Origin of the sequence: Trinickia acidisoli, from assembly GCF_017315725.1 — a bacterium.
In the GTDB taxonomy this organism is placed as follows: Bacteria; Pseudomonadota; Gammaproteobacteria; order Burkholderiales; family Burkholderiaceae; genus Trinickia; species Trinickia acidisoli.
Genome location: NZ_JAFLRG010000002.1, coordinates 751,870 through 770,363 on the forward strand (window position 1 = coordinate 751,870; position 18,494 = coordinate 770,363).

16 protein-coding genes are annotated in these 18,494 nt (G+C 63.5%); 3 read left to right on the forward strand and 13 right to left on the reverse strand.

What is annotated here, in order from left to right; translation table 11 throughout:
• Nucleotides 1-178 precede the first annotated feature (178 nt).
• Both J3485_RS21900 and J3485_RS21905 read right to left on the reverse strand, forming a co-directional pair.
• Complete coding sequence (locus J3485_RS21900; RefSeq protein WP_374192455.1) at nt 179-1,945, reverse strand: S53 family peptidase; 1,767 nt, start codon at nt 1,943-1,945, stop codon at nt 179-181.
• 429 nt (nt 1,946-2,374) lie between these two features.
• Nucleotides 2,375-4,162 (reverse strand): S10 family peptidase, encoded by a 1,788-nt coding sequence (locus J3485_RS21905; protein ID WP_242538884.1) that lies wholly within the window; start codon nt 4,160-4,162, stop codon nt 2,375-2,377.
• Here J3485_RS21905 and J3485_RS21910 point away from each other — a divergent pair.
• The gene (locus tag J3485_RS21910) at nt 4,161-5,228 is read left to right on the forward strand and encodes an AI-2E family transporter (RefSeq protein WP_206956417.1); all 1,068 of its coding nucleotides are present in this window, start codon (nt 4,161-4,163) and stop codon (nt 5,226-5,228) included. The genes J3485_RS21905 and J3485_RS21910 overlap by 2 nt on opposite strands.
• Nucleotides 5,229-5,251: 23 nt before the next feature.
• Here J3485_RS21910 and J3485_RS21915 read toward each other — a convergent pair whose 3' ends face one another.
• The 4 genes from J3485_RS21915 to ltaE all read right to left on the reverse strand — a co-directional run bounded on the left by J3485_RS21915 (nt 5,252) and on the right by ltaE (nt 8,655).
• A complete protein-coding gene (locus J3485_RS21915) occupies nt 5,252-5,704 on the reverse strand; it encodes a carboxymuconolactone decarboxylase family protein (protein ID WP_206956418.1) in 453 nt (150 codons plus the stop codon).
• Between the two features lie 97 nt (nt 5,705-5,801).
• Nucleotides 5,802-6,707: an RNA polymerase sigma-70 factor gene (locus J3485_RS21920; protein ID WP_206956419.1), complete on the reverse strand. Its 906-nt coding sequence runs from the start codon at nt 6,705-6,707 to the stop codon at nt 5,802-5,804.
• A gap of 73 nt (nt 6,708-6,780) precedes the next feature.
• On the reverse strand, nt 6,781-7,557 hold the full coding sequence (locus J3485_RS21925) for an arylamine N-acetyltransferase family protein (protein ID WP_206956420.1): 777 nt from the start codon (nt 7,555-7,557) through the stop codon (nt 6,781-6,783).
• Between the two features lie 66 nt (nt 7,558-7,623).
• Entirely contained in the window at nt 7,624-8,655 is a 1,032-nt protein-coding gene (ltaE, locus tag J3485_RS21930) for a low-specificity L-threonine aldolase (protein WP_206956421.1), read from the reverse strand.
• 124 nt (nt 8,656-8,779) lie between these two features.
• Between ltaE and J3485_RS21935 the strand changes: the two genes are divergently transcribed.
• Entirely contained in the window at nt 8,780-10,303 is a 1,524-nt protein-coding gene (locus J3485_RS21935; protein WP_206956422.1) for an aminotransferase-like domain-containing protein, read from the forward strand.
• Between the two features lie 16 nt (nt 10,304-10,319).
• Here the strand turns inward: J3485_RS21935 and J3485_RS21940 are convergent, their stop codons facing one another.
• From J3485_RS21940 to J3485_RS21970, 7 genes are read right to left on the reverse strand one after another with little or no spacing between them, the layout of a single operon-like run.
• Nucleotides 10,320-11,393 (reverse strand): 2-aminoethylphosphonate aminotransferase, encoded by a 1,074-nt coding sequence (locus J3485_RS21940; RefSeq protein WP_206956423.1) that lies wholly within the window; start codon nt 11,391-11,393, stop codon nt 10,320-10,322.
• A gap of 25 nt (nt 11,394-11,418) precedes the next feature.
• Nucleotides 11,419-12,591 (reverse strand): phosphonopyruvate decarboxylase, encoded by a 1,173-nt coding sequence (gene aepY, locus J3485_RS21945; protein ID WP_206956424.1) that lies wholly within the window; start codon nt 12,589-12,591, stop codon nt 11,419-11,421.
• Entirely contained in the window at nt 12,588-14,285 is a 1,698-nt protein-coding gene (gene aepX, locus J3485_RS21950) for a phosphoenolpyruvate mutase (protein WP_206956425.1), read from the reverse strand. Before aepX ends, aepY begins: the two co-directional genes overlap by 4 nt.
• Nucleotides 14,282-15,046 carry a phosphocholine cytidylyltransferase family protein gene (locus J3485_RS21955; protein ID WP_206956426.1) on the reverse strand — a complete coding sequence of 255 codons (765 nt, stop codon included), beginning with the start codon at nt 15,044-15,046 and terminating at the stop codon, nt 14,282-14,284. Before J3485_RS21955 ends, aepX begins: the two co-directional genes overlap by 4 nt.
• Before the next feature lie 48 nt (nt 15,047-15,094).
• Nucleotides 15,095-16,105 carry a flippase-like domain-containing protein gene (locus J3485_RS21960; RefSeq protein WP_206956427.1) on the reverse strand — a complete coding sequence of 337 codons (1,011 nt, stop codon included), beginning with the start codon at nt 16,103-16,105 and terminating at the stop codon, nt 15,095-15,097.
• Nucleotides 16,102-16,917, reverse strand: a complete 816-nt coding sequence (locus J3485_RS21965; RefSeq protein WP_374192456.1) for a HalD/BesD family halogenase — start codon at nt 16,915-16,917, stop codon at nt 16,102-16,104. The genes J3485_RS21960 and J3485_RS21965 overlap by 4 nt, the downstream gene beginning before the upstream one ends.
• Nucleotides 16,902-17,588 carry a CDP-alcohol phosphatidyltransferase family protein gene (locus tag J3485_RS21970; protein ID WP_206956428.1) on the reverse strand — a complete coding sequence of 229 codons (687 nt, stop codon included), beginning with the start codon at nt 17,586-17,588 and terminating at the stop codon, nt 16,902-16,904. Before J3485_RS21970 ends, J3485_RS21965 begins: the two co-directional genes overlap by 16 nt.
• Before the next feature lie 216 nt (nt 17,589-17,804).
• Between J3485_RS21970 and J3485_RS21975 the strand changes: the two genes are divergently transcribed.
• The gene (locus J3485_RS21975; RefSeq protein WP_206956429.1) at nt 17,805-18,260 is read left to right on the forward strand and encodes a hypothetical protein; all 456 of its coding nucleotides are present in this window, start codon (nt 17,805-17,807) and stop codon (nt 18,258-18,260) included.
• The last annotated feature ends 234 nt before the right edge of the window (nt 18,261-18,494 follow it).

Sequence of the window (18,494 nt, forward strand, 5' to 3'; positions counted from 1 at the left end):
AAAGCAAGGATTATGCGCCGACTTTTGCGAAAGTGTCCGCAAATGCGCATGAGCTTGTTGCGCGCACAACGAAAGAGCCGGCCCGGCAATAGGGCCGGACCGGCTCGCAGGCCGGCATCGCCGCTCGGTTCAAGAACGGCTGCCGGCGCTCGACAGCGGGCTCAGGTCGCGCGGGCGGTCATTGCCCGACCGAATGGCCTTTCATGTAAGACGCGAGGTTCGACATGATGAAGCTGCCCCAGCCGGTCGGATAGTCCCAGCCCTTTGCGGCTTTGTAGCCGTAACTTTGATAGCCGTTGCTGCCGGACGTCACGTCGTGTACGAGCGAGGGCGTCGATTTCACGGTGCTGTAGATGCTCGACGCAGGAAAGCCCAGCGTATTCGAATGGGCCGATTCGAGCCGTGCCCACAATCCGACGAAGATCGGCGAGGCTAGGCTCGTGCCGCCGATCTGCTGGATTTGGCCGTAGTTGTAGACGAGCGCACCCGAGCCTTGCGCGGCGTCGAATGCGATGTCGGGCACGGCGCGCCCGGTGGGCTTGGGGCTCACCGACAGCGAGCGTTGCCACGAGGGCAGCGATTCGACCTGGCTGATGCCGCCCGTCGACGCCCACAGTTTGCCGTTACCGTCGAGCCCTTCGTTCCAGACCGTTTCATTGGCCCAGTTGCTGCCCGAAGTGAAGAGCGTCGTGCCGCCGACGGCGATGACGTTCGGCGAAGAGGCGGGCCAGGAGATCGAGTAGGTGCTGCCGTCGGGATACCCGCGGTTGTTGCACTCGTAGACGCCTTCATCGCCCGACGACACCGAGAACGTTTGCCCTTGCGCCACGGCCATTGCGAAGATCTGATCTTCCGCGGCCACCGTACCGTCGGCTTGAGCATCGGTCTCGCACCAGCCGAGCGAAACGTTGATGACCTTGGCGGTGTTGTCGCTGACGGCTTGGTTGAACGCTTGCGTCAGCCCCGTGTTGCCGGATGCGGACTGATCGGCCTCATAGAAAATCAACTGGTTGACGGCACCGCCCGCCGCGCCGACGATGTCCTGGCTGTCGAGATCCCATTCGCTTTGACCGTCCTGGTCGTCGCTGTAGTCGCCGCTCGGATCGCCTGTTTGCTCGGCCGAGACGTTGACCTGAGCCAAGTCGTTCGCGCTCGTGAACTGGTTCAAATCCTGCGTGGCTTGGCTTGCGCCGCCGATCGTGATGATGCCGACCGTGGTCTTGGACGCCGTCGGCAGGCTGCTCGCGTTATAGAGCGAGCCGAATTCGAGTGGGTAGTGGCCTGTTTCCGTGCCCGTCGCCATCGTCTTCGCTTGCGTGCGCGGGCCTCGCACTGCCATCGTATGCGCGCGCGTCACGTTCTGCAGCCCGAGCACCGACAACACCGTGTCGCCCAGTGCCTCGGGTACCTCGGCCGGCGCGGAGTTGGCGAAGACGGGGCGGCTACCCTCGAGGAAATGCACGAGCGGCGTATTGAAGGCGGTCTTGACCGTGCCCGCCGTGCCATCGGCGGAAATCAGCAGACGATTCTTCGACGCGCGGATGTTGACAAAGCCGCTCTCGCGCAGATAAGCGACGACCTGTTGCACTTGCGCCTCGGTAGGCGCAAACCCCGCGAGAAATGCCGCCGGCGTGAGGAAATGATGGTACTGCGCGTTGCCGCGCTCGTTGGCCGCTTGTCCGAGCGCCTGGAGCTTGCTCATATTGCGTACGCGCAGGCTGACGAGGACATGTGCGGTTTCACCAGCCATCGCCTGCGCTTGCGGCGCTGCTGCAAACGCCGTCATCTGCTGTGGCGTGAGAAAAGCGCGCGTTTCGGTGCTGACCCATGTCGTCGGCGCGGTGGCCGCATGAGCCGGCAATGCCGCGACGACGAGCGGCAAGGCAAGCGCCGCCGTTTTGCAAATGCCGGGTACCGATCCCTTCGATTCGAATGTCGACTTCAATTTGACCTCCTAGGATTGCAACGCCAAGAGACGCCGTATCCGCGGAATAGCGGTGAGCCAACGGATTTTAAATTTGATGCCGTCTCGAGCCATCGTTTGAATTAATTTGACTTAATAGCACCGCTCAAAGATTTATTGAGCATGTTTAACCTAACAGGCCAAAAGTGCCGCGGGCTAGCTGTTAGCAGTGGTAGTGGAAGTGGCGGTCTGTCCGTGCTGAGCAAGGATAGGCCAGAAATGAAGAGGCCGAGGCAGTGATGCGGGCGTGTTTATGTAGCGATGAATCAATTCAATTCTAAATTGGCGCTTCTTGTGTTTTCTGCATCGCCTTTTATATGCAAATTAAATTATTGTTTATATCGGAAATATCCGAAAATTCTCTATATGTGATCTATCGAGTGAGTCGTGAATTCCACCTGGAATGATTGTTCAAGGATGAGCCGCATCGTCGTAAAATCGTGCCAAATCGCTCTTGAGGGCATGAAGGGCCGAGTCGTCGAGATAGATCATGTGTCCCGTCGCATAGTAGGTCACGCTCAGGTTCTTGCGCAGGGACGGCTCCAGGTTCATGTGGGCAAGGTCGTATTCGGTCTCGAAGAACGGTGTCGCAAGATCGAAGTAGCCGTTCGCGGACAGCACCTTCAGGCGGGGATTTTGCCGCATCGCTTCAGCCAGATCGGCGGCCGCGTACGGCACGCTGAGCGTTTCATCCCACCACTCGCGGTGCTTCCAATCCCATGTTGCGAGCACGTGGTCGTTGAAGACGCGATAGGGGCTGTCGCTCGGATAGTGGAGATCTTGGGCCAGGTGATGGTGAAGCGCCGCGTCGAACGCGCTCGTGATGTATTTCTCGGCGGCATCGTAATCGGGCGAGGACCAGGCGTCGTCGTATTCGATGCTCTCGAAGCGGCTGTCGTAGCGGCCGACGCCGCGCGCTTGCCCAAGCAAGAGTTGCTTGCGGAAGTGAGCAGGCTCGATGCGAAGTCGAGTCCTGACGACGTATTGCGCATCGAGCCCCGTGTAGCGAGCGACTTGCGCGGCGATCGCGTCGCGCTCGGCATCGGTCAACGCATCGCCCTTGGCGAGCGCTTGCGCATACGGCCCCGCCGCAAACTCGCGGACTTCGTCGAGAAATGCGGGCAAATCGGCAGGCTTCGAGGGGCCGAGCTTGTCGTGGTACCAAGCGGTCGCGGCGTACGACGGCAAATAGCGCACGTACATCAGATCGAGGCCCGGTGAATTTTCGGCCGAATTGAGCACCGACGAGATCAGCACGACGCCGTTCAGCGAGATGTCGTGCTCGCCGAGACGGTATGCCAGCATGGCCGCGCGCGCCGTGCCGTACGATTCGCCGATCAGGAATTTGGGCGAGTTCCAGCGGTCGTTGACCGTTAAATAACGGTCGATGAAACGGATGAACGCGTCGAGATCGCCGTCCACGCTCCAAAAGTGCTTGCCTTCCCCATGGCCGACGACCTTTGAGAAGCCCGTACCAATCGCGTCGATGAAGACGAGGTCGCTCTTGTCGAGCAACGAATCGGGATTGTCGGCGAGCACATACGGTGCGGGCGGGGTGGCCGACGGGCTCGACGTCTGGACGCGTTTCGGCCCGACCGAGCCCATTAGCAGGAACACGCTTGCCGCGCCCGGGCCGCCGTTGAAGAGGAACGTGACGGGACGAGGCGTGCCGCGCTCGGCTGGGCTCGTGTACGCCACGTAGAACATGCTCGCCTCGGGCGCGCCCTTGTCGTCGCGTAGCAGCAGCGTGCCTGCCGTGGCGCGGTACTCGATGCGGCGGCCATCCAGGCGCAGCGAGTGCTTCGTCACGACCGACGTTTCGCGCGGCGCGGGCTGGGCGGCAACGCTTGCCGCGGCCGACGACGCATGGGGTGCGCTTGCCGCGACGACGGCGTTCGTCCCGGCCTCGTCGGCGTCGGTATCCGCAAACGCAAGCCCGCCCGAGCCGAGCGTATAAGCGACGGCAACGGCGAGCGCGGCAAGCTTGGCCCCGCGGGTGCGGCAGTTGCGGCTGGATGAGGCGGAGAAACGCAAGTGCATGGCCGCTCCTGATGCGACGAACGTTCGAGGAAAATTCGAGGAAAGTTCGCTGAGATTCTTTGCAAAGAACGATTCGATGTCAATGACGCAGTGATCGGTCCAGGCGATATTCGATAAGATGTCGGCGATCGACACATCCATTGCAAAGGCGATCTTCATGCCCATTTCCCCGCTTGCCACGAAAGACTCCGAGGACCGAAAGCGGAGGCAGCGCGCCGCCACGCTCGCGCTCTACGCGGGGCTCGTGGCGCTCGCATTGTGGATCATTCGATCGTTCATCCCGGCGATGGTATGGGCGCTCGTGATTGCGATCGTCGTTTGGCCGCTGCTGCAGCGCTTGAGTTCGCCGAAGCAGAGCGCCCTTCGCTCGAGTGTCGTGGCATTGGCATTGACGACCGTGGTCGGTCTTTTCGTGGTCCTGCCGATCGTCGGAGTATTCACGCAAGCCCTGCATGAGATGCATCACTTGATCCATTGGGCCACGGACATCGAGGAGAACGGCATCGCCGTGCCGCTGTTCGTCACGCAACTGCCGTTCGGCAACCAGATTGCGCAATGGTGGCAAGCAAATCTCGCGCGGCCGCTCGCGGGCTCGCCGGCTTTCCTGGAGTTGCGCGGCAGCCACGTCGCCACGGCCGGTAGTCATTTCGGCACGCTCGCGCTCCGAGGCGCCGTGCACTTCGGCTTCATGCTGTTGACGCTGTTCGTCTTGCTGCGCACGGGCCCGCAAATGTCGGAGCAAGCGGTCAAGGCCGTGCGCCGCGTGTTCGGCGCGGACGGTACGCACCTTGCGATACGGATGGCCGCGGCCGTACGCGGAACGGTGACGGGCCTCGTCGTCGTCGGGCTAGGCGAGGGCGCGTTGATCGGCGCGTCGTATTTCGCGACGGGTTTGCCGCACCCGGCCGAACTCGGTTTCGTGACGGCGATTGCCGCAATGCTGCCGTTTTGCGCGCCGATCGCATTCGGCGCAGCGGCGCTATGGCTCTTCGCGCACGGCCAGGTGGGCGGCGCCATCGCGGTGCTGGCGACGGGCGGCATCGTCGTGTTCCTCGCGGAGCACTTCGTGCGCCCGGGCCTCATCGGCAGCGCGACGCGGCTGCCGTTTTTGCTCGTGTTGTTCGGCATCCTAGGCGGTGCCGAGACGTTCGGTCTCGTCGGTCTGTTTATCGGCCCTGCACTGATGACGGTGCTGACGGTGCTTTGGCGCGAAGCATTGCGCTGACGCGATCGAGGCGAAGCGGGCGCTCAAACCGCTTCAGGCAGCGGATTCCTGAAGCTCACGTTGAGCACGTTCCATGCGGTGATCGTTGCGATCACGAACCCCAGCTCCGCGATTTCCTCGTCGGTGAACTGTTCGCGCAGCCGTACGAACGCTTCGTCGCTCGGGTCGGTATACGGTACCCCTGTCACGAGTTCGGACCATTCGAGCGCCGCGCGTTCGCGCTCGTCGAAGAACGGGGCTTCGCGCCACCCCGTGACGGCGTTCAGGTGCCGAGGGTCGGCGCCAAGCTTGATGAGATCGCGCCAATGCATGTCGATGCAATACGCGCAGCCGTTGATTTGCGAAACGCGCAGCAGGACGAGGTCGACGAGACGATGCCCGAGCAGATCGCGACGTAAGCCCGTTGAAAGCTGGTATAGGTTGCGAAATGCCGTGGGCGCGAGCTGGCGATAGTCGATGCGAGCGGTATGTGTCATGGCGTTGCCTTTCGATTGGAAGCGGAGCGCCGCCCCATGCGGTGTCCATGCTTCCAAGACGTGGCGTTCTTGACGCTTGTGACAGATTTCGCGGGTTTTATCGAGGGAGCGTTTGAGGAATGTGCGCGAGCTTGTCGGGGTTGCGCACGGCGTAGATGCCGACGATGCGTTCGCCGTCCGTCGCGAATGCCAGCGCCGATTCGAGCTGACCGCCGACATACCGCAGCAGTCCGGGTTCGCCGTTGATGAGCGCGTGGCGGTAGACCGCTTGCGTGCCCCAACGCCGCGCGGTGACCCAAAAAAGATTGGCGATGCGATAGGGCCCGTGCAACACCTTGAAGATGGCCGGCACCTTGCCGCCGCCATCGCCCACGAGCTCTACGTCCGCGGCCAGCAACGCTTGAATGGCATCGCGCTCGCCCGATTGCGCTGCACGCATGAACTTTTCGACGACGCGGCGGTGTGCCTCGTGCGGCACGTCGAAGCGCGCGCGGGTTTGCTGCACGCGTTCCGAGGCGCGATGGACCATCTGCCGGCACGCCGCTTCGGTCTTGCCGAGCAGGGCGGCGATCTCGTCGTAATCGTGATCGAACACTTGGCGCAGCAAAAACGCTGCACGCTCCTCGGCCGACAGCCGCTCGAGCACCCAAAGCAGTGCGACCGACAAATCGCTCGCCAGCTCGGCGGCCGTCTCGGGCGTGCGCTCGTCAAGGGTTTCCACGAGCGGCTCCGGCAGCCACCAGCCGACATACGCTTCGCGCTCGGCTTTGGCCGCCCGCAGGCGATCGATCGAGAGCCGCGTCACGATCGTAACGAGCCAAGCCTCGGGCGACTTCACGGCCGCGCGATCGGTGTTCTGTCGCCATCGCAGCCAGGCGTCTTGGACGACGTCCTCGGCGTCGGCGCGCGTACCGAGCATGCGGTATGCCGCCGAGAAGAGGCGGGGCCGGAGGGCGTCGAACGGATCGGAATCGGCGGGTGATTCGGGCAGATCGGTGGTCATGTCGAGCTTGAGCAAAACGGGGGCGTGAGTCCTCAATCACCCTTAGACGACGCACGCTCCCGGTTTGTGACAGTCACGCGCGTTGCGGGATCGACAATCCGAACTCGCGGGCGAGAAGGTCGGCTACTTCGCCCGGCGCTACCGTGCGCTTGTCGGTATGACCGTTGGCGACGATCTTGAAGCTGTCGCCGCCGAGGATCTTGCGGCCGGCTTCGGTCATCAGCACGGCGACGATCTTTTGTACGAAGATCGAGTCGGGATGCGTCGAATTCAGGTGATTCGCCGGCACGAAATCCACCCACTCCTGCGTCGAAAGGTCGAAGGCGTACTGGTTCGCCCATTCTCCGTCGACTTTTGCCCGAAGCAAGTAGAAACCGTCGTCACCTAGGCTCAGCATGAACGTGTCGTTGTCCTGAACGATTTCGACGTCCAAATCGGAAAGACGCATCGGGGCGCGAATGCCGTAGCTGCCGAAGCCGAGGTCGCACAGCCAGCGTTCGCCGTCGAGCGTAACCACGACGACCATATGCGTGCGCGGGCGGCGAGCGGGATAGATCATCGGCCGCGCGGCGGCGAGCCGATAGGGAATGCCGAGTGATTCGAGCGCCATCGCGAATAGGCCATTCACTTCGTAACAGTAGCCGCCGCGTTTGCGATGAACGATTTTCTCGACGATCTCTTCGGGCACGAGCGAGACGATCTTGCCCGCTTGCACGTCGAGGTTTTCGAACGGCACGGAGAAGAGGTGGCGCCGCATGATGCGCGCAACCGTTTCGATGTCGGCCTTTGGCGTGCCCGTATAGTCGATGCGATGGAGGTAGTCGGTCAGCGAGAAGTTATCGGCGTGCATAGGTCCATCCTGCGTTGAATCGATAAATGGTTGTGTGCGCAACGAAATATGCCTGGTGGTTTTCCGTCAACGCAGCAAAAATTTCGAGGCGACCGAGAGCGCGTCGGAGACGGCTTGAGCATCCACGTCCAGATGCGTGACCCAGCGCTGGCGCGTCGAACCGTAAGTCGACACGACGCCGATGCCGTGCTCCGCGAGATGCGCGGCGAACGCAGGCGCGCGCGATGCCTCGACGTCGACGAACACGATGTTCGTGTCGGGCTGCGTGACGGTCAGCCCCGGCAGCTTGGCCAAGCCTTGCGCCAGCGTGCGCGCGTTGGCGTGGTCCTCGGCAAGGCGCTCGACGTTGTGCTCGAGCGCGTAAAGGCCGGCCGCGGCGAGGATGCCTGCTTGGCGCATGCCGCCGCCGAGCATCTTGCGCCAGCGGCGCGCACGGGCAATCGCCGCCTTGGCGCCGACGAGCACCGAACCCACCGGGGCGCCGAGGCCCTTCGAGAGGCAGACCGATACCGTGTCGAATGGTTGCGCGAGTGTTGCCGCGGGCGTGCCGAGCGCAACGGCGGCATTGAACAGACGTGCCCCGTCGAGATGGCACGACAGGCCGAGCCGCTTGGCAAGCGCCGTCGCGGCCAGCACGTAGGCGGTGGGCAGCACCTTGCCGCCGATCGTGTTTTCCAGTGCGAGCAGACGCGTGCGTGCGAAGTGCGGATCGTCGGGCTTGATCGCCGCTTCGATGGCCGCGAGCGGAATCGTTCCGTCGGCGGCATTATCGAGCGGTTGTGGCTGGATACTGCCCAGCACGGCCGCGCCGCCGGCTTCCCACCGATAGCAGTGCGCTTGCTGGCCGACGATGTATTCGTCGCCGCGCTCGCAATGCGTCATCAGCGCGATCAGGTTCGATTGCGTGCCGGACGAGACGAACAGGGCCGCTTCTTTGCCGATGATTTCGGCGGCGCGCGCTTCGAGCTGCTTGACCGTCGGATCGTCGCCGAACACGTCATCGCCGACTTCGGCCGAGGCGATTACCGCGCGCATCGCCGCGCTCGGGCGCGTGACGGTATCGCTGCGAAAGTCGTATTTCAATGCTGCTGCTTCCATCTTCGATCTCCTATCCGATGCATTTCGTCAGTGCGCCCATGATGGCATGATCCGTGTTGCGTCCCTATACACAACAGCGCCGAATCTGTTACATAACAGATTTTCGCGATTTTCTCGGAGCGTCATGGATTCCGGTGAGCAGGATCTGCCTTTGTACCGCCAATTGGCGCAACGGCTACGGGACGGTATCGAGCAGGCGGCGATGGCCGAGGGGACTCGCCTGCCGTCGGTGCGCACGCTGGCGGCTCAGTACGGCGTGAGCATGACGACGGCGCTGCAAGCGCTGCGCTGGCTTGAAACGCGTGGACATATCGAAGCCCGGCCGCGCTCGGGTTATTTCGTCGCTAGGCGGGCGCGACGCGGCAAGCGGGCGAGCAGCGCGGGCGATGTGGGCGATGTGGGCGACGCGAAGACCGGCGGCGCCAAGCGATGGGCGAGGCCCGCGCCCGAACTCGACGCACAGGCGCGCGACCATCTCGCGATCGCGGGGGCGCCCGCTAGCGTGCGGCTCGATCTGGCCTCGGCGGAAACGTCCCTCTATCCCATCGAGCGATTCAGCGTGCTCCTGCGCCGCTTCGCCTATCAACAACGAGATCTCGTAGGGTCGCACGTGCGCGGCACCGGATACCCCGCGTTACGCGCGCAGATCGCGCGGCAGGCGATGCAGTACGCTTGCGAGCTCGACCCCGACGAACTCGTCGTGACGAACGGATGCGTCGAAGCGCTGAATTTGGCACTGCGCGCCGTAGCCCGACCCGGCGACGTCATCGCCGTCGAATCGCCGACTTATTTCGTACTCCTACAGATGTTGCGCGCGCTCGAGATGCGCGCCTTTCCGATTCCGTGCCGGCCGCACACGGGCATCGACGTCGACGCGCTGAAACAGGCACTCGATCGCGGCGAGCCGATCAAGGCAGTGGTGACGGTCGCGAACGGCAACAATCCGCTCGGTAGCGTGCCGAGCGATGCGTCCAAACGCGCGCTCGTCGAGCTCTTGCACGAGCGCGATGTGCCGCTGATCGAAGACGACATCTTCGGGGATCTGTGTTTCGGCGAAACACGTCCGCGGCCTGTGCGCGCTTTCGACGATGCGCACGGCAACGTTTTGCTCTGCGGCGGATTCTCGAAGAGCTTGTGCCCCGGATTGCGCTTGGGTTGGATCGCGGCGGGGCGTTTCACCGAGCGTGTGAAGGCGCTCAAGTACACCACGAGCATGGCGACGGCGGAACTGCAGCAAGCGGCCGTTGCGGAAATATTGGCCACGGGCGGCTATGCGCTGCATCTGCGTCGCCTGAAGGCGGCGTTGCAAGAGCAGCAGCATGCGCTGCGCGATGCCGTGCTGCGCTGCTTTCCCGATGGAACGGAGGTGACCGATCCCGTCGGCGGTTTCGTGCTTTGGGCGAAATTGCCTCGGATCGACGGGCAAGCGCGCAGCACGCGCGTGCTGTTCGAACAGGCGCGGGCGGAAGGCATCAGCTTCACGCCAGGCCATTTGTTCGGCGAGGCCGCGACGTTCGACGATTGCCTGCGCTTGAACGCGGGCAATCGCTGGACGAGCGAGTTGGAGGCGGCCGTGCGCCGCTTGGGCGCGCTCGCGACGCATGCCGTGCGAGCCGATCGGGATGAGCGTGCCGAGCCGGTGCCTTGACGCTGTGCGGCCTACGTCATCGCCGCAGTTCATCGAACGCTTGCAACAATCGTTCGATGTCGGACGCGTTGATATCGCCCATAGTGGAAATGCGGAAGAGCCGCTTCGACAAGTCGCCTTGGCCCGCGTAGATCACGAACCCCCGTGCCTTGAGCGCATCGTGCAGCGGTTCGTAAGCAATGCCCGGCGGTAAGTCGTAGGCGCGCAGCACCACCGAGGATTGCTCGGGCGGCAGGATCGATGCGATGCCGCGCGAGGCGAGGCCGCCGCGGACTTGTTCAGCCAGTGCCGCATAGCGGGCATGTCGAGTGGACACACCGCCTTCGTCCTCGAACTCCCGCAATGCTTCGACGAGTGCGTAATACGCGTGAACGGAAGGTGTAAACGGCGTATTGCGCTGCGCTTGCAGCCTCGCAAGACGGGCTAAGTCGAGGTAGTACGCGCGGCTCGCCGCGCGTTCGATGGCTTCATGACGAGCGACGACGAACGAAGCGCCCGGCACCCCGTGCAGACATTTGTTGGCCGTGGCCGCGACGGCGGCGATGTTGGCCTCGGAAAAATCGATCGCCTCGGCGCCGAAGCTGCTCACGGCATCGACGAGCAATTGCGCGCCGCGCTCACGACAGAGGGCGCCGATTTGGCACAGGTCGTTCAGGCGTCCCGTCGTCGTCTCGTGGTGAACGACCGCCACGTGCGTAAACGGCTCGCTCGTATCGAGGCATGCCGCGATGCGCGCCAAATCGGGCGCATCCATCCAATCGTGGGCCAGCGTTTCGTATGCGATCCCATATTGCTTGGCGATGTTGGCGATCCGCTCGCCGTAGACACCGTTTTGCACGACGAGCAGCTTGCCGTGTTGCGGGACGAGCGAAGCGATCATGCTCTCGACCGCGCCTGTGCCCGAAGCAGTCATTAGGACTGCCGACCATTCCTGCGGATCGAGCCGATAGACATCGAGCAAGCGCTGGCGCGCTTCGTCTTGCAAGTCGTAGAACTCGCTTTCGCGATGGCAAAGATCGGGTTGCAGCAGGCTTTGCCGCACGCGCTCGGTCAACGTGACGGGGCCGGGGTTCAACAACAGCGTTTTCATCGTGAGCGGTTCCTCAGGCAGTTCGTTATGCGGCGCCGATATGGCGCATCAAACGCGCCTTGACGTCGGTGGGCGTGATCGTTGGACGGGGCAGACCGTCGGGTGTGCCGCGCCGAATCGTTAGGTGTCCGAAACGAGGCCCGCTGCGCGTGGCGTCGGGCGTCTTTTTCGCGAGCAGCAGATCGACGAGCGAAACGTCGTCGCCTTCGATTGCCGATGCATAGCCGCATGCCGCCGCGACCCCGGCAAACGATACGTGAGGCGAGACGGTGGCCTGCCCGCCGGTGGAGTCGTGCGCGCCGTTGTCGAGCAGCAGATGCGTGAGATTGGCGGGACCATACGCGCCGAGCGTCGAGAAAGCGCCTAGGCGCATGAGCGCGGCGCCGTCGCCGTCGAGTGCGACGACGTGCAGATCGGGCCGTGCCAACGCGAGACCGAGCGCAAGCGTCATCACGCATCCCATCGACCCGACCATATAGAGCTGATTGGGCCGGTCGTCGAGCGCATAGAGCTCGCGTCCGCAAAATCCCGTCGATGCGAGCACGACGGTCGATTCGAGCGGTGTATGTGCGATCACGCGTTTCAGCGCGTCGCGCCGAGACGGCAGGCCATCATCGGTCGCGTCGTGCCGGTACGATCGCGGTGCGCATGCGGCGAGGCGCGGCGTGGCCGCATCGGCGAGCGGGTAGGGCGCGACGCTGCCCTTCTGCATGACGAGCGCGTAGGGGCGCCCCGTTTTATCCATATGCGCCACGGCGCGCTCGAGCGCGGGCTCGATGGCTTCGGCTTCGCGTGGAAACGGCTCCCACGGGATTTCCATGGTTTCGAGCAGCGCGGGCGTAATCGGCCCCATCAACGCATGCTGCGGTTCGTCCGCCACACCGGGCTCGCCGCGCCACGTGACGATCAGCAATTGCGGTAGCCGAAACGTCCAAGTCAGCGACGTCAACGGACTCACGGCGTTGCCGAGGCCCGAGTTCTGCATCATCGTGACGCCCCGCGTGCCGTCGCGCGCACCGAGCGTAGCGCCCGCGATCAGCGCAACCGCATCGCCTTCGTTTGCGGCACTGAAATAGCGTAGCGACGGATCTTGCAGGACATAGTTGATGAAAGGCGTGAGAAACGAGCAGGGCACGCCCGCATACCACGCGAATCTGCGGCGCCGAGCCGCTTCGACGAATTGTGCTGCTTCGATCATGGTGCCTCACCGTGGCCGTTGCGTCCCAACGCGAACGGCGTTTGCGCATGCGCGAAATCACCCGCGCGCCGGAAGTCTTCGAGGTCGTTGACGCCGCACCAGTGCCCGTGGACATATTGCACTTCGACCGCTTCGCCCGCGTCGATGAGCGCGTTGATGAGTGCGGGCACGTCGAGCGAATCGAAGTCGGGCTGCAGCCTCAACTCCGCGAGCATCGTCCGCAAGCGCTCGATGCCACGCCCGCGTACGCTTAGTAGTCCTATCCATCGCCCATCGGGCGGCGCAGCCCCCGGCTTGCCGCTGCAAATGTGCTTGAGCAGCGTCTTGCGGCCGAATAGCGCGCGATCGTCGGGTGCCGAGCAATACGCGAAATCGCGCACGCTTTGATTTGCAGCGTGCGATTGCGACGAATCGACGACAACCGTGAACGGCGCATCGCTTTCGGCAAGATCACGCAAAATGTAGCTGCGAAAGAGTAGATCGCCGTACGAGAGCACGGTATCGGCGGTGAGCTTGTCGGCATCGACGGCGCAGGCGAGCGAGGCCAGTTCGCCTGTCTGCGCGTGCTTATCGTTGACGACGAGCTTGATGCCGGCGGTGTCGATCGCGTCGGCGCGATAGCCGCCGACGACGGTGATGTCGTTGACGCCTTGCTTCTTGAAGGCGTCGACGAGCCAGCGCAACAGCGGTTTGCCGGCCACGGGAAGCATGACTTTCGGGCGTTCGGCCGTGACCGCCTCGAGCCCGCTGCCTCGGCTCGCCGCAAGCACCACGGCGGCACCGGGCCTGCGCGATGCCGACAGATAGAGGCGCTCGGCCGACGCGTACTCATCAGCGTTTTGCAGCCGGAAAATCTCTTCGACGCCTGCGATGCGCTCCTCGACGTTGACGAGCGTCTCGCTGTCGTGAATCTCTTTCGCGACGGCCTGCATCGACGATGCCGCGGCGCGGACGAGATGGTTCGCCCAGATGACGGTGCTGATGCCGGCTTTGCGGAACACTTCGGTCGGCGTGCTGTAGTACTTCGTCGGCACGATGACGAGCGGTGCGCGGCCCGCCCATTCGCGTGCGAACGCGAGGATCTCGTCGGGGCGCGAAAGCTTGCTGTGGATCAAGATCGCATCGGCGCCGGCCAGGCGATACGCCTCTGCGCGCTCCAGCGCTTCTTGCAGGCCCCAGCCCGCGATCAGCGCTTCGACGCGTGCAACGATCGAAAAATTTGCTTCGGACTGCGAATCTTTTCCGGCCTTGATCTTGCCGCAGAATTCATCGACGTCGGCAAGCGGTTGACGCTCGCCGCCGATGAAGCTGTTCGTTTTCGGAAATTGTTTGTCTTCGATACAGACGCCTGCGATGCCGCGCTGCTCGAGCTTGCGCACGAGGCGCCGGACGTTGTTGAAATTGCCGTATCCGGTATCGCCGTCGAGCAAGATCGGCAGGTCGCTTGCGTCGGCCATGAATTCGAGTGTATCGACGACTTGCGTCCAGCTTGCCTCGTTGTTGTCGCGCACGCCGAACTGTGCGGAGATCGCGAGGCCCGACGCCCAGATGCCTTTGAATCCGGCCTCCCGCACGATGCGTGCGGATAAGCCGTTGTGCGCTTCCATCAAGAACTCGAGCTCGTGGCTGACGAGCATCTCGCGCAGCTGCGCGAAGCGCGAGCGCGTAGCGATTATCGGTTCGCGCGCGTTCATCGTGCGACTCCGGCCGGTTGTGTAAGGCGCGGCAACACCTCGTTTTCGGCGCGCGCAACGTCGCCGGGAAAGTCGATTTCGATCCACGGCAGCCCGGTGACGTCCGCTACGTCGTAATGGCGATCGCCTTCGAGCAGCAGGTCGCGCACGGCTTCCTCGTGCGGCATGTTTTGCCGTCCGCTCGCGACATAGCCGGCCACGATTTCGGCAAGCCGTCGCGCGGTGCTTTCGCGGAAGCGGAAGAAGCCGACGGATTCGCCGATCGTGTCGTATAGGAGCCCGACCGCAAGCTGTTTGCGCAGCTCGACGGGCACGCCTTGCGCGAGGCACAGCTTCACGGGCTCGTCGCCCGTTTCGAAGTCGCGATCGATCAGCAGACGATCGGCACTCGATCCGGTCACGAGCGCTTGCAAAATTGCTTCGTCGTACAACACGTCGGCGTCCATCAACAGCACGTCGCCGCCGCGCGTGAGTGCGTCCGCCATCGTGTGCACGGTCAGCACGCTGCCGAGGTCGTAACGGTCGTTCAAGACGATCGAAGGTCGCGGTTGCCATCCGAGGCGATCGAGTTCGGCTTCGACTTGCTGCGGTTGAAAGCCGAGCGCGAGCTCGACTTCGTCTACGCCGGCTGCGCGCAACGCACGCAAGTGGCGCTCGAGCAACGTCATGCCTTGAAAGCGCAACAAGCACTTCGGGAATTGCTGCTCGGGCGGTTGCTGCAGGCGCAGGCCGAGGCCCGCGGCGAGAATGATCGCTCGCATGGTTCTTCTTCTCCTGGCAAAAGCCGACAGGCGCGAGGCGTGCCCGCGTCAATCGGCGAGCGGCAAGCCGGGTGCACGCCGGCGTCGCCAATCCCGTTCACTCCAATGCAAGTAGACAAGGCCCGGCAATCCGAGCGCGAGTTCGCGTGCGCGCTTGGCGAGCGAAAGCGCGAGCGCGGCGTCCGGCGAGAGGCCCACGACGGGCGCAAGCAGCAGATAGCCGCCTTCCTGCGCGCCGAGCGACCCTGGAATCGCAAATGCCGCGCCGCGAATCGCTTGCCCCACGCTTTCGAGCAGCAACGCATCGAGCCAACTCACCGGATGACCGATGAAAGCGAGCGCGAACCATACTTCGCCGATGCCGACGACCCATCCGACGAAACTGAGCGCGAACGTGGCCGCGATGCGCCCGCGCCGACGGTATAGCGCGCGCACCGCCTCGTCGATGGCGTCGGCGCGCGATGCCGATGCCGATATCATCGCGCCGCGCGCGCCGAAGAGTTTGCCGGCCAAGCGCGAGAAGCGGCCGAACAAGCCCTGCTGCTGCGCGTAGAAGAACGCCGCGACGGCAACGGCAAGCACGACGCTGGCGCCCAGCGCGGCGAGATGCAGCGCGTGCGTCGCGCTCGCGCTTTTCACCGTCGCGAACGCCGCGAATGCGGTCAGGCCCATGAGCGCGAAGGCGATCTGCGCCACCGATTGCATGGTCGTCGATACGGTGATGGCCGCTGCCGCGTCGTGCATCGGCGTGCCGCGCTGGGCGAGATGCCGCGCCATCAATACGGGGCCGCCGATTTGACCGGCCGGCAGCAAGCTGTTGACCGATTCGCCGGCCCATCGCGCGCGTAGCGCATCGGCAAACGACGCGGGCCGTGCGATGAGCACGGCGATTGCGGCTGCGTCGACGACGAGCGGCAGCAGATGAAACGCCGCAACGAGCGCAAGACCCCAGCCTGCCGCTGCAAGCGTGGCGGCAACAGCGCCGGCGCCTTGCCACGCGAGCAACGCCACGAAAAGCGCCGTTCCGAGCGATAACAGAATTACGCCGGTGCGCGTCATGCGGTGTCCTTGCCGGGGAGCGAGGCGCCGCGCAAGCGAAACACTTGCCGAAAGCCGAAATAGGCGATGGCGTCTTTCATGTTCGAAACGAAGCGGCGCCACGGCCGCATGCGCGCGTCGGTCACGTACTCGAACGTCAAGGACACGCGCATTTCGCCCGCTTTCGAGGGCGTGATCCGATGACGCAGCTTGTCGCCGTCAAATAGCACGATCGCACCGGGCGGATACTGGATCGAGCCGGCCACCACCGTCGCGCCCGGCGTGCGGGTATGGAGTTCGTAGTCGAGGCGGCACGACGTATCGTCGATGACGCCGATCAGCAGCGTATAGCGTCGGCCCTCGTAATACGAGGTGTCGTAATGCCAGCCGATATGATCGCCTTCGCGCGTGTAGTAATAGAGCGCATAGGCGTGCGGATCGTCGTCGGGCGAGGGCAGCAGCCTATCGCCCGTGATGCGCTCGAGCCACTCGATAAGCGCGCGCGAGCGATAGAGTTCGGCGATCCGCGGCGCGAGCCGATCGATCGTATGACGGCTGACGCTGCCGCCTTGCTTATGGCCGGGCAAGTAATTTCGATTGACCGCCGGCACGAGTGCTCGCGCGCTATCCGCGAGCCCGGCCGTGACGTCGCTGGGCAGAAAGGCGTCGAGATAAAGGAATGCGCCTTGCTCGACGAACTGCTCGCGTAGTCGTTGCTGATCGAGGCGCCGTGTCACCGCATCCAGCGCGCAGTCGATCGGCGCCATCGCTGCCTGCCCCGCGCGAGCCGGTGGGTTCGCATCGTCCACGCGTGCATTCACCGCGACACCCATGCTTCGCTAGATTGCTCCGGCTGACGTGTGCGGCGCACAATGCGCCGATAGTCGAGCACGACCCAGAGTGCGAATACGGGGGCGCCGATCGATGCTGCGACGATGAAAGGCTCCACGCTGTGCGAGAGCGTGACGAGCGGCAGCAGATACAGCACGTCCTCGGTTTCGAAGCCGGCTGCCGATGCCTGCTTCGTTCCGTCTTTGCCGGCCATCGATTCGATGCGCATGCGCAGATAGAAGATGAGTGCGACGGCAATGCCGGCGATACCGCCGAGCCAGGTCGGCTCTGCGAACGGCCGGTCGTCATGCGCGGCTGCGACCCCGACCCCCATGCAGACGAACAGCGCGACCGTGACCAAGGCATCGCTCGCGAGATCGTAGAAGTGGCCGAGCTTGCTCGATTTGCCGCTGATGCGTGCGAATTCTCCGTCCGTATGATCGATAAAGTTGGACAGGACGATCAGCAGCGCACCCGCATTGGCCCAGGCGAATCCGCTTCGTGCAAGCGCGGCAGCGCCGGCAAGGCCGACGATAAGGCGCACAGTTGTGAGGTGATTCGGGGTGACGCGCGACGTTTTGAGGGGAGTGACGAGACGGCGAGCGAACCGGGCGTCCCACGTGCGAGGCATGGGAGGGATGGCGCGATTGGAGGAGTCGACGCGATTGTCCATCCACAGCAATATATACGTTTTCCCGTTGTGTTGTCTTCTAGGCCGGCGGGCATGCAGCCGGCCTGTGCCCGCAAGCCCAGGGCGGATATCGGGCAAGTCTTCGCCAAACGCGGTAAAGTGCCGGCCTTTCGCCTAGATTGAATTCGGCACGCCGCGTGCAAAACGCCATTCCGAAGCCGTGACGCTGCCGGCCGTGTTCCCGATGTCATTGCCATCATGAAACGATTCGTCATTGCTCTCTTCATTCTTGTCGCCTCGGCATTGCCCGCGTTTGCGTGCGCGACGTCGCTCGACGAATCGCTCCATTGCGATCGTCCCGCGCATGCATTCATCGGCGCTTTGGAGGCGCAAGGTTTGATCGATCCGCATCCGTCGCGCGTCGAGTCGAACTCCATCAATGCGTTCGATCCGATCCACGGCGTCGATTTGACCGCGTTCGGTTTTCACGTCTTCGCCATCGTCGGCTTTCAAAAAGATGACCCGATGTTTCGCAAGGGCGATGGCAAACCGATTGCCGATTCCGCGTACGGCGCGGTCGTGCTCGGTGCGACCAACAAGGTAAAAGCGGCCGTCGAGGCAGGCGGCAGCACGGCGATCGTCGAGCACGTCGCACCATTGGTGACGGCGATCTTTTGCCAGCAGGACACAAGTGCACCTGCGGACTCGCATTGAATTCGCTTTCAATTTTCTTTCGCTGTTTCTTGCGTTGCGGCGCATCGACGGTTGCCAATGGCAGTTCATTCTCAGGGTTAATCCTAGGTGGGGCCCGTTTTTGCCTACCGCTATCGACGAATGAAAGCCATTGCTGTCTCCTCAGTTGGCAATACGCAACGATGCTTCGCGAGTGCGCGCACCACGATGGACTTGCCGATCCTGTCGTGCAACCATCCTCTCCATTACGTCGTC